The following is a 19,135-nucleotide window of genomic DNA, read 5'->3' as shown; positions in this document are numbered from 1 at the left end:
TTTCACCAGGTTTCGCACCGAACCGACCGGTCGATATCAGATTACGTCGTACGACGCGCAATGCCGGACCCGGCATTCGCTCCCACCGCCGCCGAGGCCGAAATCCTAATTGCCGAACGGATTCACTTGGAACTTTCGGGACCGAGTGATTTAATGCCATTCATGGTGCTCCGTCGACTCCTCACAATGGCCGGCGTCGCCGTCACCGATCTGCCAGGCCCCTACGCGACACCGGGCACCGTGCGACGCATCGGCATCGTCGAAGACCACCAGGCGGTCGCGGTCGGCCTGGCCGCGATCCTGTCCGAACAGCCGGATCTCACTGTCGTGGCGATCGCGCAGACGGTGCCCGCCCTCTTGGAGCGGACCACCGATCTCGACCTGGCCGTGCTGGACCTGCGGCTGCCCGACGGCTCCAGCCCGCGCGCGAATGTCGAACTGCTGCACAGCCTCGACATTCCCTGCCTGGTCTACACCACCGGCGACTGGCGGGACCTGATCCGCTCGGCCGCCCGCGCGGGCGTGCTCGGCGTCGCGCTGAAAAGCGATCCCGCCGAACGCACCACCGCGATGATCCGCGCGGCCGCCTCCGGCAGGCAGGTCGCGACGATGGCCTGGGCCTCGGCCATCGACAGCGACCCGGCGCTGACCAACATCGATCTGCCGCCGCGGCAGCGAGACGTGCTGGAGCACTACGCGAACGGCGAGACCGCCGCGTCGGTGGCGCACAAACTCGGCCTCTCCGAACACACGGTCAACGACTACCTGAGCCGGATCCGCCGTCGGTACGCCGAGGCGGGCAGGCCGGTCCGCTCGCGGGTGGACCTGTACCGCGAGGCCAAGCGGGACGGCTTCCTCGGCGGCGATTCCCGGCCCCGATGATCGAAACGGCCGCGCCACGGCGCAGCGCCGAAGCCCGACTCGTCCGTGGCGCAAGCCTGTTCGTCGGTTCCGGGGGCATCTTCTACGCCGCCCTGACCATGCCCACCGCCCTGGCCCAGTCCGCGCTCGCCGCGCCGTGGTGGACACCGTTCGCGCTCACCGCGATCTACCTGCCCACCGTGGGCATCGTGGTCGCCGCGGCGCGCTGGCGCTTCGATCTGGTCCGTTACGCGGTCCTGACTTTCGCGCTCGGCTACCTGCTCGCCGCGATCGCCTGGCTGGTGGTGCGCGCCGATGCCCTCGTGCCTGCCGAGAAGTCGTTGTGGATCACCTGGATTCCGGGTCTGCCCGCACTGGCGCTCTGTATCTTCTGGCGGCTCATGCCCTTCGGCTATCTCGCCGTTGCCGCGACGCTCGCCCAGATCGCCGCGGCGTACGCCCGAGGACCGGACGCGGGCAACCCGATAGTGCCGGAAATGCTGTTCGCCGTGGCGTATTCGGCGCTGCCCTGCGCCGCATGCGTGGTGCTGGTGCGGGTCGGGCGCACGCTGGATCGCACCTCGCACGCCGTCCGCGCCAAGGCCACCGCCACCGCGGCGGCCGAGGCGCGCCGGTTCGAGCGGCGGCGCTTCGACGCCCTGGCGCACGACTGGGTCATCGCGACACTGCTCGAGGCGTCGCGCGCGCCGAACTCCACCGTCCTGACCCATCACGCGGACATGACGCTGCGCGATCTCGAACGGCTGCGCACCGGCCGGCCGGAGCCGGACACCGTCGACCTCGATCAGGTGGTCGCCGGCATCCGCGCGACGGCGGCCGAGGTCGACGACTCGGTGCGGCTGCACGCCGACCGCCCCGCCAGCGGCACCCTCGCGGTGCCGAGCGACGTGGCGACCGCGCTGGCCGCCGCGGTGGGCGAGGCGCTGCGCAACTGGCAGCGCCACGCCGGTTCGCGCACCCACGCGGCCGACTGCGCGGTGCGGGTGACGGCCGACGCGACTTCGGTGCGCGTCGATGTCATGGACGACGGCGTCGGATTCGATCCGGCGACCGTCCCGCCGGATCGAATCGGCTTGCGCGCCAGCATCACCGATCGGCTCGCCGAACTACCGGGCGGTTGGTCCGCCATCGATGCCGCGCCGGGGCGCGGCTGCCATGTCAGCGCCGGGTGGGTGGCCCGATGACGACGAATCAGACGGTCCGGGACGACGTCCGCGACATCCTCGGCATGCGCACCCCGGCGGCGTGGCTGCTGTCGGGCCTGCTCGCCGTCGCGGTCTGTTCGATGGCGCTCGCCGCCAACGACGGCATCCGCGATATCCGGTTCACTGTCTTCGCGGCGCTCCTCATCCTCAGCGCCGCCGCCGCGATGATCCTCGCCCCCGGCGATCCGCTGCCGGTCCGGTTCGCCGCGCCCGCCGCGCTGGCCGCCCCGCTCGCGACCGCACTGGCCATCCGGCAGCTGCCGATTCCGATGGACAACTCCACCCAGCTCTGGTTTCTCGGCGCGGCTTCGGCGTATCTGAACTTCCTCTGCGTGCGCGGCGCACCGCTGTGGGCCTGGTCGGGCGTGCTCGGGCAGATCGCCGTCTGCGGCTGGTGGACCGCGCGCACCGGTCAGGGACTGCTTACCGGCGTGGGGTTCTCGTTCATCAACCTGACCCCGCTGCTGATGGCGACCTTCTTCGCCAGGGTGGTCCGCCCGATGGCGCACTCGATTCTCGCGCTGCGCCAACAAGATACCGACCGCGCCGCCGCCGAAGCCGCGGCACAGGCCGCCCAGCAGGAGCGCGACGAGCGCGTCGCCCGTCTCGACAGCGCCGCGCGGCCGCTGCTCGAGATCATCGCGTCCGGACGTGGACTGACCGCGCAGGAGCAGGCCGAGTGCAAGCTGGTCGAGGCGGAGTTGCGCGACGACATCCTCGGTGGTCTGATGATCGATGCCTCGGTCGGCACCGCGGCACGCTACGCGCGCCAGCGCGGGGTGACGGTGGTGCTCGACGACGGCGGCGGCCTGGACGAGGTCGACCCCGGCCTCCGACAACAGGTGCGCACCGTCTTACGCGACGCGCTCGATTATGCCGACGGTGGCACGGTCACGGCGCGCATCCTGCCGCCGGGCCGCGCGACGCTCGCCTCGATCCTGTTGCGCGACAACGGCGAACTGCGCATCGAGGTGCAGGCCGACGGCGCGGTACGGTCCGACCTGGACGACCACCAACTCGTTCGCGACGCGAAGCAAGACCCCAGACCTGCGGGCTGAAAGCTGGGGAATTCCCAGAAGCCACCGCGGATCGTATATTCAGTGGGCACATCGGTTATTGGTCTGCAACCTTCGGGGAGGTGCGGGACCGGGGCCGACTTGATACTGCATGAAGCGGGAAATACAGATGCACTCCATCGTTCCGGATCCCCGATCTCAACCGAACCCGAACCCGATCGCCTTGTGGCGCGACCCGCACCTGTCGGCGCGCGAACTCGAAGTGCTGGTCGCCTGGGTCAAGTGCGACTCGAAAACCCAAGTGGGCATGCAGCTCTACCTGTCGATCGGTACGGTCAACACCCACATCACCCGCATCCGCGCCAAGTACGCGGCGGTCGACCGGGCGGCCAATACCAAGGCCGCGCTGGTGGCCCGCGCCCTGCAGGACGGTTTGATCACGCTGGATGAGTTGTAGTCGCATTGCGCCACGGTCTTTCGTTCACTTCGACGCTAACATCGCGATAGTCGAATCGAAGTCATTCGAACAGTGGATGCGATCCGGTAACCTCCATTACTCCCCGACGACGGTGTCGGACATTTGACCGACAGACAACGATGCGAAATCGTGACATCGTCAGGGTTCGCGGACGGAACAGACCACGGCACTCGGCAAGCACCCTGCCGTCGTGCGAATCGGTTGCGCCCACGATCTTCTCGGGCATTACTTGTTCTGGACTCGGTCGCCGGTGCGACACATCGCGACCACACGCGGAAGGTGTGGGCACCTATCGTGAACCGTCGCTATACCTATGAGGTGACCGTCCCAGCTCCGGCGCTGGACGATCTCATCCTCGCGGTGCACGAGGCCGTCGGGCAGTCGGGCGGCCGGTCACCGCGCCGGTGGCGCTACGGCAACGTGGTCGGCATCAGCACCCCACGGGTGCGCGACCTGCCGCTGGCCACCGTGGATGTCAAACACTGCGTCGAGCGCCGGGCGATCGCGGCGATCACCGTCACGGTGCACCGCAAGGTCGCCGTCGATGTGATCTTCGCGCTGGACGACAGCGTGGCGTCCGCTCAGTTCCACTGCACCACAACGAACTCGGCGATCGCCCTGGCGCAGGAGTTGTCCTGGGCCGAGCATCTGGCGACCAAGACCTCGGCGGCGCTCACCGCGAGTGACATCGAGGTCAGGATGTCGCACGAGTGCGCGAGCGCCACCGAGCCGGTGTCAGAGGTGCCCGCCGCCGCCGATCAGCCACGGGTTGAAGGTGCAGACTAGCTCCGGGTGCCCGTCCGGATCCAGGGCGCGCAGGGCGATGGACAGGGCGCGGGGTGAGTACATCATCGTCTGGTGATCGGAGAGGTCTTGTTCGCAGCCCTCCTGGAGGGTGATGTTCTGCACCGACGCGTCCCGGCCCGGGCGCAGGAAGGTCAGGTTGTAGGGGGTCATGATCTCGTCGTAGCGGGTGCCGACGATGGTGTAGTCGACGCCGGGGACGGTGTCGCCGTTGGCATTCAGCTGGTTGACGAAATCAGAACCGATGGTCTGCTCGGCGACCGCATGGCCGACCACGATCGAGCTGGCGCCGACGATGTCGGCGCCGATGTTGTTGATGGCCCGGCCGAGCGCGGCGATACCGTCGATGGTGGACCCGTGATGCGTTGCGCCGTAGGTGATCAGGTTCTGCACCTTGGCCGCGCCGCCCTCGAACTTGGTGTACCAGTTCGCCATCGCGCCACCCTGCGAATACCCGATGATATCGACGGCGGGCGCGCCGGTGGCCGACAGTACCCGGTCGACGAAGGCGGCCAGCTGCTTGGCCGAGATCTCGATGTTGCCCGTGCCCATCACGCCGGGCAGCAGCGGCGGCAAGCCGCCGCCCTGGGTCGGATCGGCGCGGCCGTAGTTGAAGGCGAAGGTGCAGAAGCCCGCGTCCCTGATCGGCTGGCTCATGAAAGCGAAGCTGTTGTAGGCGTTCATCCAGGTGCCGTGCAGCAGCACCACCGGGCGCGGGTGCGCGGCGGTGGGCCGGCAGTTCCAGTCGTTGGCGCCGGGCGGGGCGGCGTCCGGATGGGTGAGACCATAGCCGAAGGCCGCCAGCCACGCGGGCAGTACCGGACCGGAACCGACTGTTTCGCTAGCGAATCCGCCGGAGAGACCCGCGCTGAAGCCGTAGTCGGCGATCGCGGCGCCGGGTCCGCTCGCGTCGATCCGGTCGGCGATGCGCTGCTCGATCGACGCGTCCGGCGGTGCGGCGTTCGCGCCCGCACCCGCGACACCCAGGAGCAGCGCGCAGACGCCGAGCAGCGCCGCCGCCATCGATAATCGACGGGAGGTCTTTCGTTTCATCGACATGCCTTCCTGCGTCGGGCGCAGCGTTCGGGATACACGGAAACGGCACAGTCCGGCACGGGAAGATCCGGGGCGATTTCCCCGGAAAAACCCGTGCCGGACGGTGCGACCTACAGGCAAACAGCGACTCATGGAGCGGATATAACCACGCGACCAATGGCACGTAAATTTCATCCAGGTCCGGTAAACCTGTTGCAGATTCGGTGAAAAAGCACAGTGCCCACCGGGCGGCGCGTGCGGTCGCCTTCCGGTGGGCACTTTCGCCACGGGCCGAAATACGCTACGGAACAGAGAGGCGGGGTTGAAGAATCTGTTCTGTGCGCATCGGTCGCCGTGACGGTGGCGCATCCGGCGGAACAGGCTCGGAGGGTTGGGGTTCCACCTGTTCGCCGAGATGCACGTTCTATCGAGGTGCTACAGCTGCCCGCCGCCGCCGATCAGCCACGGATTGAAGGTGCACTCCAGGTTGGGGTGGCCCGCCGGGTCCAGGGCCCGCAGCGCGATGGACAAGGCGCGGGGTGAGTACATGATCGTCAAATGATCCGAAACGTCCTGTTCGCAGCCGTCCTGCAAGGTGATGTTCTGTACCGAGGCCCCCGGTCCCGGCCGCAGGAAGGTCAGGTCGTACGGGTTGGTGATCTCGTCGTAGCGGGTGCCGACAATCGTGTAGTCGACGCCGGGAATGGTGTCGCCGTTGGCATTCAGCTGGTTGACGAAGTCGGAACCGATCGTCTGCTGGATACCGGCGTGCCCGACGAAGATCTCGATGAAGCCGAGAATGTCGATGCCGAAGTTGTTGATCGCCCGGCCCAGCGCGCCGATGCCGACCAGGGAGGTGCCGTGATGCGTGGCACCGTAGGTGATCAGGTTCTGCACCTTGTCCGCGCCGCCCTCGAACTTGGTGTACCAGTTCGCCATCGCGCCACCCTGCGAGTGCGCCATGATGTCGACCTCGGCGGCGCCGGTCGCGGCGATCACCCGATCGATGAACGTCGCCAGCTGTTTGGCGGAGTCCTGGATGTAGCCGGTACCCATCACGCCGGGCAGCACCGAGCCGAGACCGCCACCCTGGACCAGGTTGGACCGGCCGTAATTGAAGGTGAAGGTGCAGAAGCCGGCGTCCTTGATCGGCTGACCCATGTACGCGTAGCCGTTGTAGGCGTTCATCCAGGTGCCGTGCAGCATCACCACCGGGCGGGGGTGCGCGGCGGTGGGCTTGCAGCTCCAGTCGTTGGCGCCGGGCGGCGCGACATCCGGGTTCATCAAGCCGTGGCCGAAGGCGGCCAGCCAGGAGGTCATCGGCGGGCCGTAACCGACTGTGTCGCTGGCATAACCACCGGACAGGCCGGAACTGCTGCCCGAGCCGCCGAAACAGTTCCCCGAGCCGTTGCCCGACCCGGCGCCGCTACCGGAGTTGCAGGCGGAGCCGGACGCGCTGCCGGATTCGGCGACCGGCGCCGCCTTCCGGCCCGCGGCGATGTAATCGGCCAGGGACTGGTCGGTCGCCGCGGCCGCCGGGTCAGCGCTCGCGCCGACCCCGGCGATGCCCATGATCAGCACCGAGACACCGGTCAGCACCGCCGCCGCGAGCGACGATCGGCCGAAGGTACTTCGTTTCATTGCATGCCTTCCTACGTCGAGCAAGAATTGGTGTCGCAGTGCCGAGGGGGATGCCGTTCGGCGGCACCGAAACTGCGCCAACGCTAAAACCGGGAAGGTCACCGGCCGACGGGACAGCGCGGTTACTGGACAGCTCACCAAAGCCGCTGTCGCGGTTAGGTATACGACACAGTCCGGCCGAGCAAATTGGTCGATGAGGAATGGTCACAGCGCGGCGGGACGATATTTCCGCTTTCCCACAAAAGGCACGTGCTTTTCTCCGAACCGCGACGACGCCCGACGGTGAGGTCTACAGACAACAAAAGAATTCCGCGGCGAATACGAACGAATAGCCGAGCATGGGTGAATCTTTCCCGCTGTCCGCAGCCTGCTGATCCTCGGAGCTGCCCATGTTCGCCAATCCTTTTCGCGGACCGTCGTGCCCGGCACGGCGCACCGTACGCACTCTCTTCGGCGCGGTCGCCGTCGCCGCCGCGCTCGTCCACTTCCCGGCCGCGCTGGCCGAGGGCACCGGCTCGGCCGACCGCGCACTACCGGATGTGCTGCGGGCTCTGGTCCCGCCGGAGCCGGAACCTCTTCCGGCGCTGCACGGTCCGGCGACTGCGATCGTGGTGCTCGGCTACGGCCTGCTGCCCGATGGGTCGATGCGCCCGGAGCTGATCGACCGCCTGCACGCCGGCTTCGTACAGGCCCTGCTCGCCCCGGCGTCACCGATCATCGTCACCGGCGGCAATCCGCACAACGGCATCACCGAGGCGCGCGCCATGGCGGATTGGTTCGTCGCACACGGCATCGCACCCGAGCGGATTCACCTGGAGCCGGAGGCGTCGTCGACCGTGCAGAACGCCGAACACAGCGCGCGCATCATGCGGGCGATCGGTGCGCGGGACGCGGTGGTGGTCACCTCGGCCGACCATATCGACCGGGCCGTCGGCACCTTCACCGATGCGGGCGTCGAGGTGGTCGGCACGGTGACACCGGATCAGATACCGCCGCTGGCATGGCAATTCGGTCCCGGTTCGTAAGGCAGGAGCAATGATGCGCGACCTTTCCGTCACACCGGCCGACCAGGTCGGCGCCCTGGTTAACCACCGGTACCGATCGACCACCGCCTACCCGATCGACCGGGCGACGATTCGCGAATTCGCCCGTGCGGTACAGGATTACCACCCGGCGCACTGGAGTGCGGACGCGGCCGCCGAGCTCGGTTTCGCCGGACTGCTCGCGCCGGCCACGTTGTCCTCGATGATCCTGAACCGGGTGCAGCGGGAGATACTGGACACCTTGATCACCGGGTATTCGGCGACCCGGATTCTGCATGCGGACCAGGTCCTCGACCTCGGCAGGCCGCTGGTCGCGGGCGATCGGCTGAGCTGTGACATCTATTTCGAGTCGTTCCGGCATTTCGCCGACTACGACGTGCTGGCGATCAAGAGCGTGCTGATCGATCAGCACGGCGAGACCGTGCAGACCGGGTCGACCGCGCTGCTCGCCAGGACCGGGCTCGCCGAGTCGGTGCAGGGCTGCTCCCCCATCCGGCCGGGTCCGGTGCCCGGCAACCTCGTTCCCGCGGCCGCGGCCCGCGTCGCCCCGCCGTGTGCGACGCGGATGCCCTGCACCGCCATCGATTTCGAGACGCTCGCCGTCGGCACCGAACTTCCTTCGTACACCGTGCATCTGTCGCGCGGTGACGTGATGAACTACGCGAAGGTGGTGGGTGACGCCGAGTCGGCCACCTACGACGAACGGACCGCGACCGGCCTGCCATCGGTGGTCGCCCCGGGCATGCTGAAACTTGGTCTGGCAGCAAGCTTTCTGAGTTGCTGGCTCGGCGATCCATCCGCTGTCAGCAGGTTTCGCGCGCAGTTCGCCCACTTCGCGCACTCGCTACGGGTCCCAACCCGTGCGACTAGCGCTATCGAGTTCCACGGCCGGATCAGCGCCCTCGATCCGCGCCGCCGCCGGGCCACCATCGCGATCGACGCCCGGTCCGACGGTCGCAAGCTGTTCGGCTACGCCGCCGCGGAAGTCCGCTTCCCCGTGGCCGGTTGAGCCTGGGCTACATCCCCGAGGTTGCCCGGGCGGCACTGGCGGATCGAGCCGTCGGTTACGCCGCCGAAGTTGTCCCGGCGGCACTGGCCGCTCGAGCCTCGGCTACACCGCCGAGGTGGCACGGGCGGCGCTCGCCGAGCCGAGCAGTCCGGTGAGCCGCGCGAGCCGGCGATGCGACTCCAGCCGGGCCGCCCGATCGTAAGTGCTTGTGTGCACCAGGATCTCGTCGGCACCGGTGCTGAGCACCAACCGCTCCAACTGATCGGCGATCTCGTCCTCGGTGCCGTGCACCTGATCGCGCAACGAGTCCTCGAAGATGCGCCGTTCCCGATCGCTCATGGTCATCGCCTCGATGTCGGCGGGCGGGATCAGCGTCGGGAATTCGCCGCGGGGCCGCGAGGACGCGTTCGACCACGCCTCGGGCAGCAGCAGCCGGTGCGCCTCCTCGGTGGTATCGGCGATGACGACCGACCCCGACACCATGACGTACGGGTGCGCGCCCCAAGTGGTGGCGCGGAACTCGGCCCGGTATCGCTCGATCGCCTCGACCATGCGGTCCTGCCCGCCCACCGCGGCGATCACCAGCGGCAGCCCGAACCGCGCGGCCCGCTCCGCCCCGGAGCCGGTCGCCAGCAGGAACGCCGGAATCCGCAGCCCCTCGGACGGCCAGCCGTGCACGCCGTTGCGGCCGTGGTCGAAGTAGTCGAGCAACTCGGTCAGCTGGGCGTCGAAGTCCTCGGCGTCGCGTTTGTCGTGGCCGAGCGCGCGGCGCACCCCGTCGGTGAAGCCGACCGAGCGGCCTAGGCCCATGTCGATCCGCCCCGGATACAACGACTCCAGCACGCCGAACTGTTCGGCGACGATCAGTGGCTGATGGTTGGGCAGCATCACCCCGCCGGTGCCGATCCGGATGCGTTCGGTCGCCGCCGCGGCCGCCGCGGCGAGCACCGTCGGCGCCGACCCGGCCACACCGGGCACGCTGTGGTGCTCGGACACCCAGAAACGGTGATAACCCCACTCCTCGGCGAGCCGGGCGAACTCGACGGTGTCGCGCAACGCCGCAGGGTGGCTCTGCCCGCGCCGAACGCGCGAGCGGTCCAGAATCGAGAACCGGACGGACGGAAGTGCCGAGGTCATACCTGTGTCAACGCAACAACCTCTCGCTGATTCCACCGGCCACCGCACAGCCGCACTCTCTCTCGGGGCTCGCACCCACTGTGGGGCCCCTAAGCAGTGCGGATCCCGAGAGAGAGTGCGGAACCTCCCACAGCGGGCGTCAGTAGAGGGCTGGGGCGAGGGCTTGCCAGGCCTGTGGCAGTTGCGCCTCGAAGTCCGGCCAGGTGTGCATGCCCGCGGTGTCGTAGTGCACGGCGGCGGGGATGTCCAGTTCGGTCAGCCGACCGGCGAACCGCTCGGTGCACGAGCGGGCGCCGGCTTCCAGCGCCGCGCCACCGCCCGCCAGCCGCAGCGCCTCGACGAGGGTGGGCGACTGCGCGATGGCCACCAGGTCGGCGCCGGTCGGCACGCCGGTGGCGGCCGAGAGGTAGATGGCGGTGCCACGCAACGCTTCCGCGCCGAGCAGGCTGTCGTGTGCCGCCCACTCCGGCGATGTCGGTGGGCCCCAGAGGTTTTCGACATTGCCACCGCGCGAGGCGACGGTGATCGTGGTGACGGCGCGCCCCAGCGGATCCGCCGTCGAATAACATCCGCTCATGCCCGCCACGGCGTGATAAAGCCCCGGATGCCGTTGTGCCAGCATCATTGCCGCCTGCGCGCCCATCGAGACCCCGGCGACGGCGCGGCGGCCGCTGGAACGTAACAGCGACTCCACGATCGGCGGCAGTTCCTCGGTGAGGAATGTTTCCCACCGGTTCAGGCCGAGGGCGGTGTCGTGCCGGACCCAGTCGCTGTACATGCTGCCGGTGCCGCCGCCGGTCAGCACCACGTCCACCGGTTTGTCCGCGAAGAACTCCGCCGCGCCGCCCTTGCTCAGCCAGCCCGAGGTGGCCTCGCCGTCGACGCCGTCGAGCAGGTACAGCGTCGGGCGCGGTGCCGCGCCGGTGCCGCGCAGCACGTCGACCTCGATCACCCGCCGCATGGCCGCGGACGAGATCCGCAGCCGCTCACGCTGCGGGCCCACGCTGTCGATCGAGAGCAGTCCGGTCCTGGTCATCGCCGGGTCGACGGCGGGCGGCGGGGCGCTCGGCACGCCCGGTGTGTCGGCCACCGCGGGCACAGCGACCGTCGCGGCGATGACTGCCATCGCCGCCGCGCTGATCGGACCCCGGCGTCTCATGGTTTCGCGGCGGCTCGTTCTGCCTGTCTGGCCGCCACCCGGTCGCGCTGTTCTTCGAATCGTGTTGCCTTCTCGGCCAATTCGTCGAGGTAGGCGCCGAGCTCGTCGCGCGCTCGTTCACCGTCGCCGGATAGGTCGGTGCGCTCGAACACATCCCACGCCCGCAGCACCGGCCGCACCACCACGTCGAGGTGCTGGCGCAGGTCGTAGATGCCGTGTTTGGCGAGCACGACCGCGTTGCGGCGGAAGTTCGGCTGGGTGAGGCCGGGCATCTGGAAGCGCGTGACGACGTCGGTGATGGCACGCAGCGTCTCGTTCGGCATCAGGTCGAGAGCCGCGGCGCTGATGTTGCGATAAAAGATCATGTGAAGATTTTCGTCGGCGGCAATCCGTTGCAGCATACGCTCGGCGATGGGTTCGTCGCACGCGGTTCCGGTGTTGCGATGACTGATTCTGGTGGCCAATTCCTGCAGCGTGACATAGGCGACCGAACGCAGGAACTGCTGGCCCTTCACGGGTTTCGCGATACCCGTGGTCATATGCGCCATCCTGGCCTGTTCCAGCAGCACCGGATCGACCGCGCGGGTGACCACCAAATAGTCACGCATGACGATGGCGTGGCGATTCTCCTCGGCGGTCCAGCGACCGACCCAGGTGCCCCAGGCGCCGTCCAGGGAGAAGGTCTCCGAGATCTCCCGGTGATAGGACGGCAGATTGTCCTCGGTGAGCAGGTTGGTCACCATGGCGGTCCTGGCCACCTCGGTCAGCCTCGATTGACCGGGCTCCCAGTCCATTCCGCCCATGGCGGCGAAATTACGGCCGTCGTCCCACGGCACATAATCGTGTGGATTCCACGCCTTGGCTTTGCGAATGTGGTCATTGAGCAAACGTTCGGCGACGGGTTCCAGTTCACCCAGAATATCGCGATCGGTCAATGCGGTGGTCACACGGACTCCTTGTGCTCGGCGCGGCGGAATTCGACCCTAAAGGCGAGACATCAAGCGGAACGACCGATTTCATGATCGTTGGGCGAGGTGACCACGGGAATCCGGACCGGCTGGGCCGGGTCACAATCGGGCGAATCCTGCGGTTCCGCCACCCGGTAGAGCCCGGGCGCGCGCTCCGCGGCGCGGATGCGGTCCAGCAGATCATGTGTGCGCGCGGCGAGTTCGGGAATGCGCGCGGTGGAGCCGACGGCCATCACGGCGGTCAGCGGCACCTCGGCGGCGTCGCTGAGCATGGCGAGCACCTCGGCGGTCATCGCGGGCGAGCCGATGCGGGCGGGCCGCACATCGGTGGGCACGAGCACGGTGCCGCCCGCCGCGGACAGCAGCGACAAGGCCCGGGAGCCCAGTGGTTTGGCCAGCGCGGACTGCACCCTGCGCAGTTTGCGCCGGGCCGCCGCGGCGCCGAGGCCGGGTCTTCGCTCCTCGGGGTGGGCCGGAATGCTCAGCGCCACCACCTGATACGCCGGTGCGACCGCGATCCCGGTCTGCATCGCCAGATCGCCGACCGCATGGCCGCCGAGCAGTGCGGACACCAAAGTCTGTGCGGCTGTTTGGTGTTCCCTGGCCACCACCCGATGCTCGTCGACATAGGCGGTCGACGCCGTGAGCGTCACCATTTCCAGGATTCGCAAGATCAGTTGCGCCCCCGCGACGACGTCGTCACCTTCGGTATCCGCCGCGACGAATTCGAGCCCGGCCCGAATTTCGTCGTGGTAGGCGGCCAGCACCGTTTCCAGCGCGACGCCTTCGCGGGCCCAACGCGTTGCGGTACCCGCGATTTCGGGTGGCTCGGCCACCCGCGACGGGGTCCGCGGCGTGAGCAACCGCACCGCGGCGACCACACAATCTCGGGTGGTGGCCGTGACCTCACCCGGCAGACCGGCGCCCGCGTGCCCGGCTAAGTAGTCGAGCAGTTTCGATGCCAAACTCGCGGAACTCGAACTCACCTGCATTGCCGTCATGACTCATGAAGGCTAGCGCCGGATCGTGATCAAATCGGGATACGAGCGCGAAATCGGGGATCTCATCAGTGATCTCGCCACCCATTGGGCGAATTCACAAGCCGCCGAGTGATTTTCGGCACAGCCAACCGACCACCCGGGCATGATTTCGACGGCGACCGCGCATTCGGCCCGCCGGGATTTCCACCGCACAGCGGCCGCGCGTCATCAAAGAATGTGTGACGCAGCGCCGACCGCGCATTCCGGCGCTGCGTCGGCGTCACCTTAACGTCAGCCGAGGGTCCCCGAACAGACATGCGCGCGAACCTCGGGATCACTCATCGGCGCGGCCCGCGCAGACTGGTAACTTGCACAAACATCCGCCCCCTCCGCAGGCCGCGCGGGGTGTCCCTACACCGAGAGCGGGCCGGCCAAACCTGTGAGGTGTCCCATCGGATGTGACGAACAACTGTGCAGTAGCTCTCACCACGGATAACATCGAGCGCTGCGCCCCCGTACGGCGACGCTGCAGAGTTTCGAAGGGCAAAACACTACCTATGACCGGTACGCGAGAGAAGCTGGAAGAGCTGCGGGGGATCCTGGAGCTCGCTGAGGAACCCGCCGGCGAGACCGGCATCGCGAAACGCAAGACCAAAGGCATCCCGAGCGCGCGGGAACGGGTGCGCGCGCTGCTCGACCCGGGCAGCTTCGTGGAGATCGGCGCGCTGATGCGCCAGACGGCGCAACCGGGCGCGATGTACGGCGACGGCGTGGTGACCGGCCGCGGCCGCATCGACGGCAGGCCGGTCGTGGTGATCGCGCACGACCAGACCGTGCACGGCGGTTCGGTCGGTGAGATGTTCGGCCGCAAGGTCGCCACCGCGATGGAGTTCGCCTACGAGAACGCCTGCCCGGTGGTGGCGATCAACGACTCCGGCGGCGCGCGCATCCAGGACGCGGTCACCTCGCTGGCCTGGTACGCGCTGATGTGCCGGCGCCAGGGCGACATGTCCGGCTATGTGCCGCAGGTGGCCATCATGCTCGGCAAGTGCGCGGCCGGTTCGGTGTACGGCCCGGTCAATATGGACGTGCTGGTCGCCACCGAGAAGTCGTACATGTTCGTCACCGGCCCCGAGGTCACCAGGGAGGTGACCGGCGCCGACGTGAGCGCGGACGAGCTGGGCGGCGCCGCGGCGCTGGCCCGCAACGGCACCGTGCACCATGTCGCGCCCGACGAGCAGGCCGCCTTCGACTGGGTGCGCAGCTACCTGAGCTTCCTGCCGTCGAGCTGTCTGGAGCTGGCGCCGGTGGTGAACCCCGGCCTGGAGCCGGAGGTGACCGGCCATGACCTGGAACTGAACTCGATCATCCCGGATTCGGACAAGGTCGGCTACGACATGCACGAGATCCTCGTCCGGATCTTCGACGACGGCGACTTCCACGAGATGGGCGCGGCCACCGCGCAGAATCTGATCACCGGTTTCGCGAGGGTCGACGGCCGCAGCGTCGGCGTCGTCGCCAATCAGCCGCAGGTGCTCGGCGGCGCGCTCGACGCGCAGTGCTCGGACAAGGCCACCCATTTCATCCGGCTCTGCGACGCCTACGGGCTGCCCCTCGTCTTCGTGGTCGACACCCCCGGCGTGCTGCCGGGCATCGAGGAGGAGCGCAGCGGCGTGATCAAACGCGGCGGCCGCTTCTTCCGCGCGGTCATCGAGGCGACCGTGCCGATCGTGACGGTGGTGACCCGCAAGGCCTACGGCGGCGGCTACGCGGTGATGGGCTGCAAGCAGCTCGGCGCCGATATCAGCCTGGCCTGGCCGACCGCCCGGATCGCGGTGATGGGCGCCGAGAGCATGGTCGGCATCGTCGGACGCAGGCAGCTCGAGGCCGCCCCGGTCGATCAGCGGGCGACGGTGCGCCAGCAGATGATCGACTTCTACAACGCCACCATGGCCACGCCGTGGATCGCCGCCGAACGCGGCTACATCGACGCGGTCATCGAACCGTCGCAGACGCGGCTGGAGATTCGCAAGGCTCTGCGGTTGCTGCGCGACAAGAACACCGCCAAAGCGAATCCGCGCAAGCACAGCCTCTTGCCGGTGTAGTAGAGCGCGTCCGGTTGCGCTGTGTCACAACGTGACCGAACGCCGACAGTGGCGTGTTCGAGTCAGCTGTGGCTGCCCCAGCGCAGATCCGCTGTCGCCCACTCCATTTCCCACATCCGCAGCCGCCTGCGGTCGAGGCTGCTGCGCAGCGCGACGTAGCAGCCCGCCGCCACGGCCATTGTGCCGAGCACGGCGCCGGTGGTGAACAGCACCGCCTTGCTGAGCGCCTGGCTCGGCGACGGCGGTTCGACGATCTTGCCCGCACTGTTGCGCCAAATGGTCACGGCCTGGCCGGGTTGCACGACGGTGGTCGATTGGTAGTCCTCGTTGTGCACCACGCCGTCGGCGTCGGTCCACCGGACCTTGGCGGGCATGATCGGCGCGTACAGCGGTGCCTTGCCGGTCTCGGTCACCGTCGCCTCGACCCGCTGCAACTGGGCCGTTTTCGCCTGCACCACACCGGTTTCGGTGTGGTAGACCCGCGCGCCGACCGACATCACCAGCACCGGAACGAGTATCAGGAACACCAGCGCCAGGGCTACCCCCACCATGGTCTGCACCCGGTCTTCTTTGCGGCGCATGGGATTTCGATCGAGTCCGACGCGACGGCACGTCCTGCGATACATATTCACCGACCCTGTGGTCATGACGGTGACTCCTCGGTCCGGAATTCGGTGGTGAGTGCGACGAGTGTGTCGAAATATCCCTCGATGAGGTCGGGCAGGCCGCTCGGATCGTCGCCGGCGGCCCAGGTCTGCAAGGCCGAGATCAGCAGGCCCGCACCCGCGGCCACCGCGGCGGCCGGGCGCAGGTCCCGCTCCGGGTCGACGCCGAGCCGGGCGGCAATGATCCGCACCGATTCTCGCTGACCTTCGATGCGGATGCGCTGATATCCGGCGAAAAGTTCGGGTTCTTCCTCGAAGCGCTGGAACAGCGCCCACCGCCTGGCCAGCAGCGCGGCGCGTTCGCCGCCGTATTCCGCGTCGAACCAGTCGTGTACGGCGTTGCGGTAGGCGACCAGCGGCGATTCGTGCGCCGGTCGGCGGCACAGGGCCTCGTTGAACAGGTGCACGTCTTGGTCGACCTCGCCGAGGATCGCCTCCGCGATGGACGTGAAATGCCGACTGAAGGTGCGCCGAGTGACGCCTGCCCGCACCGCGATGTCCTCGACGGCGACCGCGCCGAGCCCCCGCTCGGTGAGCAGCTCGAAGGCCGCACGCGACAGCGCTTCCCGGCTGCGTCTGGTCCGCAGCCTGCGGCCATCGAGATCGACACCGGTGTCGCTCATAATGTCACTTTACCACCTTATTGTCCCATCGGGACAATACTTCGCGCCCTGCGAGGACTCGGTTTCGGGGTCACGCTGACCGACCTCGGCCGAGCGCGCTACAGAGCGCGAACGTCCAGTCTTTTCGAGTATCGGGTGCCCATTCGCGCCGAGCCGAATCAACCTCGGCCGAGCGGAATCACGTGACGAAAAGCCGTCAGACTCGGCGGGTGCCGGCCGGCTGATCGAGGATCGGCGGCTGCCGGCGGCGCAGCGCCTCCAGCAGCGAGACGGTGTACTCCGGCGGCGCGGCGTGCACCGAGAGTTGGTTGGCCACGGCGCGATACGCGTCCACGTCGGCCTGCTTGTCCAGGTAGAGCGCGCTGGTGAGCTGCTGGAGATAGACGATGTCGGGCAGATCGGCCTCGGCGAAGCGCAGCATGGTGAACGCGCCGTCGGCGAGGGCGGGCCCGCCGACATGGTCGGCCAGCACCTGGACGGTGATATTGCGCTTCTCGACGACCTTCAGCAGATGATTGATCTGCGCGTTCCATACCGCGGATCCGCCGATCGGCCTGCGCAGCGCGGCTTCCTCCACGATCACCCAGAGCTGCGGCGGATGCGGGCGGTTCAGGATCTCCTGGCGACGCATCCGCAGTGCGACGCGGCGTTCGATATCGGGCTGTAGCTCGCCCGAGTGGGCCAGTGACAGGAGAGCGCGGGCATACTCCGGGGTCTGCAAGAGTTCGGGTACCGCGCGCGGTTCATAGGCGCGGACCAGCGTTGCCGCCTGTTCCAGGCCGAGGTACGTGTCGTACCACCTGGGTAACCAGTCGTTGTCGCGGTGCCACCAGCCCGACTGATTGCCCTGCCGCGCCAGCTCCAGGAATTCCTCGCGCTCGGTGGGATCGGTGACCCCGTAGAGATCGAGCAGATCGGTCAGATCCCGCACCCGGAAACCGGTGCGGCCGAGCTCCAACCTGCTGATCTTCGAGTGCGAGCCGCGAATGGCTTCGCCCGCGTCCTCGCGGGTCATCCCGCAGGCTTCCCGGAGTTTGCGCAGCCTGCTACCCAGCATCATGCGCAATACCGTCGGTGCGCCCGCCGGAACTGCCCCACCGATCAGCGGGGATTCAGCCGACTGACGCACCTCCGAAGGACGCATAGATCGAGTCTGCCATGCGAAGCTTGTCTGTTTCTACTGACCAAAGACCCTGTGCCCGGCGCCGGGCCCTCGATACCGCGCCGGCCAGTAGGCGGGGTCAGCGCAGCGCGACGTCCGCCGTCGCGCGACCGAACAGCTTGCGGCCGTCGCAGGTAGCGGTGAGGGCGACGGTCGCGGTCCGCCGTTCCGGGTCGAGCGACTTGATCTTGCCCCGGAACTCGATGGCACTCGCCTTGGTCGCCGCGACCGGCGCGAAACCGGCGAACCGCACGCCGTAGCTGGTGACCGCGGCGGGATCGCCGAGCCACGAGGTCAGATAACCCGCGCCCAGACCCATCGTCAGCAGCCCGTGCGAGACCACGTCCGGCAGGCCCGCACTGCGCGCGACCGTGTCGCTGAAGTGGATCGGGTTCGAATCACCGGATACGCCTGCGTAATTCACCAGATCACCACGCGACAGCGGCATCGAGTGCACGGGCAGCTCCATGCCGACGGACAGTTCGTCGAAACTCGGCACGGTGCGCGGGGTCCGCTTGCGGTCGAGCGGGTCGGTGCGCACGGGTTCATCGAAGCACTCGACCACACCCGCGTCCTCGCCGAGCGTGCTCCGCTGCGTGGCGGCGTCGTGCCGGTCGGCGGTCGACTGGCCGGTCATGATGACGCCGTCGACCGCGGACCGCAGCTCGGTGGCGATCGCCACGCCGGTCTGCGCGACGGCGGTCGAGGTCGCGATCTGCAGTAGTTCCTTGTGCTGGTTGGTGAGCACGCTCTTGGTCACCATGAAGTCTTTGTCACCGAACTGCCGGAACGACTCGATATAGGAGACGCAGTGCAGCTGGTCGCCGGCCAGCACGGGGCGGTGCACCTCGATGGACTGCTCGGTCTGCAGCACCTGGCCGATGTCGTAGGCGGTGAGCACCGACTCGAACATCTTGCGCTGCATCAACATCAGCACGATCGAGGTGAAGGTCAGCGGCGCGATCAGCGCGTCGTAGCCGAGCTCCGCGGCGGCCGCCTCATGCCAGTGCGCCGGATGCCGCTCGTGCACGGCGCGGGCGAATTCCCGGATCTTCTCGCGCCCTACTTCGTAGTGCTCGGTCATCCGGTAGTGCCGGCCCACCAAGGCCAAGGCCTGTTCGGACGCGGTGGTCGTGATGTCGTTCATCTGCCTCTTTCGAAAAGTCCCGGCGTCGAGCCCGCCCGGACCGGCCCACAATACCGAAACACGGCAGAGTCGAATC

General features: G+C 68.1%; 18 protein-coding genes. 8 read left to right on the top strand and 10 right to left on the bottom strand.

Annotated features, from left to right (window positions below; genetic code table 11):
- Positions 1–186: 186 nt before the first annotated feature.
- The 5 genes from DBO33_RS20815 to DBO33_RS20795 all read left to right on the top strand — a co-directional run bounded on the left by DBO33_RS20815 (position 187) and on the right by DBO33_RS20795 (position 4,367).
- Positions 187–882, top strand: a complete 696-nt coding sequence (locus DBO33_RS20815) for a response regulator transcription factor (protein WP_107656533.1) — start codon at positions 187–189, stop codon at positions 880–882.
- Positions 879–2,066 (top strand): sensor histidine kinase, encoded by a 1,188-nt coding sequence (locus tag DBO33_RS20810; RefSeq protein WP_107656532.1) that lies wholly within the window; start codon positions 879–881, stop codon positions 2,064–2,066. Before DBO33_RS20815 ends, DBO33_RS20810 begins: the two co-directional genes overlap by 4 nt.
- Positions 2,063–3,145, top strand: coding sequence for a hypothetical protein (locus DBO33_RS20805; RefSeq protein WP_107660458.1), 1,083 nt, complete (start codon positions 2,063–2,065; stop codon positions 3,143–3,145). The genes DBO33_RS20810 and DBO33_RS20805 overlap by 4 nt, the downstream gene beginning before the upstream one ends.
- A gap of 127 nt (positions 3,146–3,272) precedes the next feature.
- The gene (locus DBO33_RS20800) at positions 3,273–3,560 is read left to right on the top strand and encodes a response regulator transcription factor (protein ID WP_107660457.1); all 288 of its coding nucleotides are present in this window, start codon (positions 3,273–3,275) and stop codon (positions 3,558–3,560) included.
- A gap of 315 nt (positions 3,561–3,875) precedes the next feature.
- On the top strand, positions 3,876–4,367 hold the full coding sequence (locus tag DBO33_RS20795; RefSeq protein WP_107656531.1) for a hypothetical protein: 492 nt from the start codon (positions 3,876–3,878) through the stop codon (positions 4,365–4,367).
- Here DBO33_RS20795 and DBO33_RS20790 read toward each other — a convergent pair.
- A complete protein-coding gene (locus DBO33_RS20790; protein ID WP_107660456.1) occupies positions 4,317–5,438 on the bottom strand; it encodes an esterase/lipase family protein in 1,122 nt (373 codons plus the stop codon). The two genes, DBO33_RS20795 and DBO33_RS20790, sit on opposite strands and share 51 nt — an antisense overlap.
- 417 nt (positions 5,439–5,855) lie before the next feature.
- Positions 5,856–7,061: an esterase/lipase family protein gene (locus DBO33_RS20785; RefSeq protein ID WP_107656530.1), complete on the bottom strand. Its 1,206-nt coding sequence runs from the start codon at positions 7,059–7,061 to the stop codon at positions 5,856–5,858.
- Between the two features lie 389 nt (positions 7,062–7,450).
- Between DBO33_RS20785 and DBO33_RS20780 the strand changes: the two genes are divergently transcribed.
- Positions 7,451–8,086 carry a YdcF family protein gene (locus DBO33_RS20780; protein ID WP_107656529.1) on the top strand — a complete coding sequence of 212 codons (636 nt, stop codon included), beginning with the start codon at positions 7,451–7,453 and terminating at the stop codon, positions 8,084–8,086.
- Between the two features lie 13 nt (positions 8,087–8,099).
- The gene (locus DBO33_RS20775; protein WP_159080386.1) at positions 8,100–9,113 is read left to right on the top strand and encodes a fused (3R)-hydroxyacyl-ACP dehydratase subunits HadA/HadB; all 1,014 of its coding nucleotides are present in this window, start codon (positions 8,100–8,102) and stop codon (positions 9,111–9,113) included.
- A gap of 102 nt (positions 9,114–9,215) precedes the next feature.
- On the opposite strand, the gene DBO33_RS20770 is transcribed toward DBO33_RS20775, so the two are convergent.
- The 4 genes from DBO33_RS20770 to DBO33_RS20755 form a co-directional block, all read right to left on the bottom strand.
- On the bottom strand, positions 9,216–10,250 hold the full coding sequence (locus DBO33_RS20770) for an LLM class flavin-dependent oxidoreductase (protein ID WP_107656527.1): 1,035 nt from the start codon (positions 10,248–10,250) through the stop codon (positions 9,216–9,218).
- A gap of 139 nt (positions 10,251–10,389) precedes the next feature.
- Positions 10,390–11,409 carry an alpha/beta hydrolase gene (locus DBO33_RS20765; protein ID WP_107656526.1) on the bottom strand — a complete coding sequence of 340 codons (1,020 nt, stop codon included), beginning with the start codon at positions 11,407–11,409 and terminating at the stop codon, positions 10,390–10,392.
- Positions 11,406–12,356 carry an acyl-ACP desaturase gene (locus tag DBO33_RS20760; protein ID WP_107656525.1) on the bottom strand — a complete coding sequence of 317 codons (951 nt, stop codon included), beginning with the start codon at positions 12,354–12,356 and terminating at the stop codon, positions 11,406–11,408. The genes DBO33_RS20765 and DBO33_RS20760 overlap by 4 nt, the downstream gene beginning before the upstream one ends.
- Positions 12,357–12,406: 50 nt before the next feature.
- Positions 12,407–13,378 carry a transcriptional regulator gene (locus DBO33_RS20755; protein WP_234390948.1) on the bottom strand — a complete coding sequence of 324 codons (972 nt, stop codon included), beginning with the start codon at positions 13,376–13,378 and terminating at the stop codon, positions 12,407–12,409.
- A gap of 536 nt (positions 13,379–13,914) precedes the next feature.
- Between DBO33_RS20755 and DBO33_RS20750 the strand changes: the two genes are divergently transcribed.
- Positions 13,915–15,462 (top strand): acyl-CoA carboxylase subunit beta, encoded by a 1,548-nt coding sequence (locus DBO33_RS20750; protein ID WP_107656524.1) that lies wholly within the window; start codon positions 13,915–13,917, stop codon positions 15,460–15,462.
- A 62-nt stretch (positions 15,463–15,524) separates the two neighbouring features.
- Here DBO33_RS20750 and DBO33_RS20745 read toward each other — a convergent pair whose 3' ends face one another.
- The 4 genes from DBO33_RS20745 to DBO33_RS20730 all read right to left on the bottom strand — a co-directional run bounded on the left by DBO33_RS20745 (position 15,525) and on the right by DBO33_RS20730 (position 19,059).
- A complete protein-coding gene (locus DBO33_RS20745; RefSeq protein ID WP_159080385.1) occupies positions 15,525–16,109 on the bottom strand; it encodes an Rv1733c family protein in 585 nt (194 codons plus the stop codon).
- Complete coding sequence (locus DBO33_RS20740; RefSeq protein WP_107656522.1) at positions 16,106–16,750, bottom strand: TetR/AcrR family transcriptional regulator; 645 nt, start codon at positions 16,748–16,750, stop codon at positions 16,106–16,108. The genes DBO33_RS20745 and DBO33_RS20740 overlap by 4 nt, the downstream gene beginning before the upstream one ends.
- Before the next feature lie 196 nt (positions 16,751–16,946).
- Positions 16,947–17,894, bottom strand: coding sequence for a helix-turn-helix domain-containing protein (locus DBO33_RS20735; protein ID WP_107656521.1), 948 nt, complete (start codon positions 17,892–17,894; stop codon positions 16,947–16,949).
- Between the two features lie 97 nt (positions 17,895–17,991).
- Positions 17,992–19,059: a fused (3R)-hydroxyacyl-ACP dehydratase subunits HadA/HadB gene (locus tag DBO33_RS20730; protein WP_107656520.1), complete on the bottom strand. Its 1,068-nt coding sequence runs from the start codon at positions 19,057–19,059 to the stop codon at positions 17,992–17,994.
- Between the last annotated feature and the right edge of the window lie 76 nt (positions 19,060–19,135).

The organism is Nocardia suismassiliense (assembly GCF_900269665.1).
Lineage (GTDB): Bacteria > Actinomycetota > Actinomycetes > Mycobacteriales > Mycobacteriaceae > Nocardia > Nocardia suismassiliense.
Note: the sequence above shows the minus strand (reverse complement) of the source record. Positions and strands in the feature narration are given on the sequence as shown.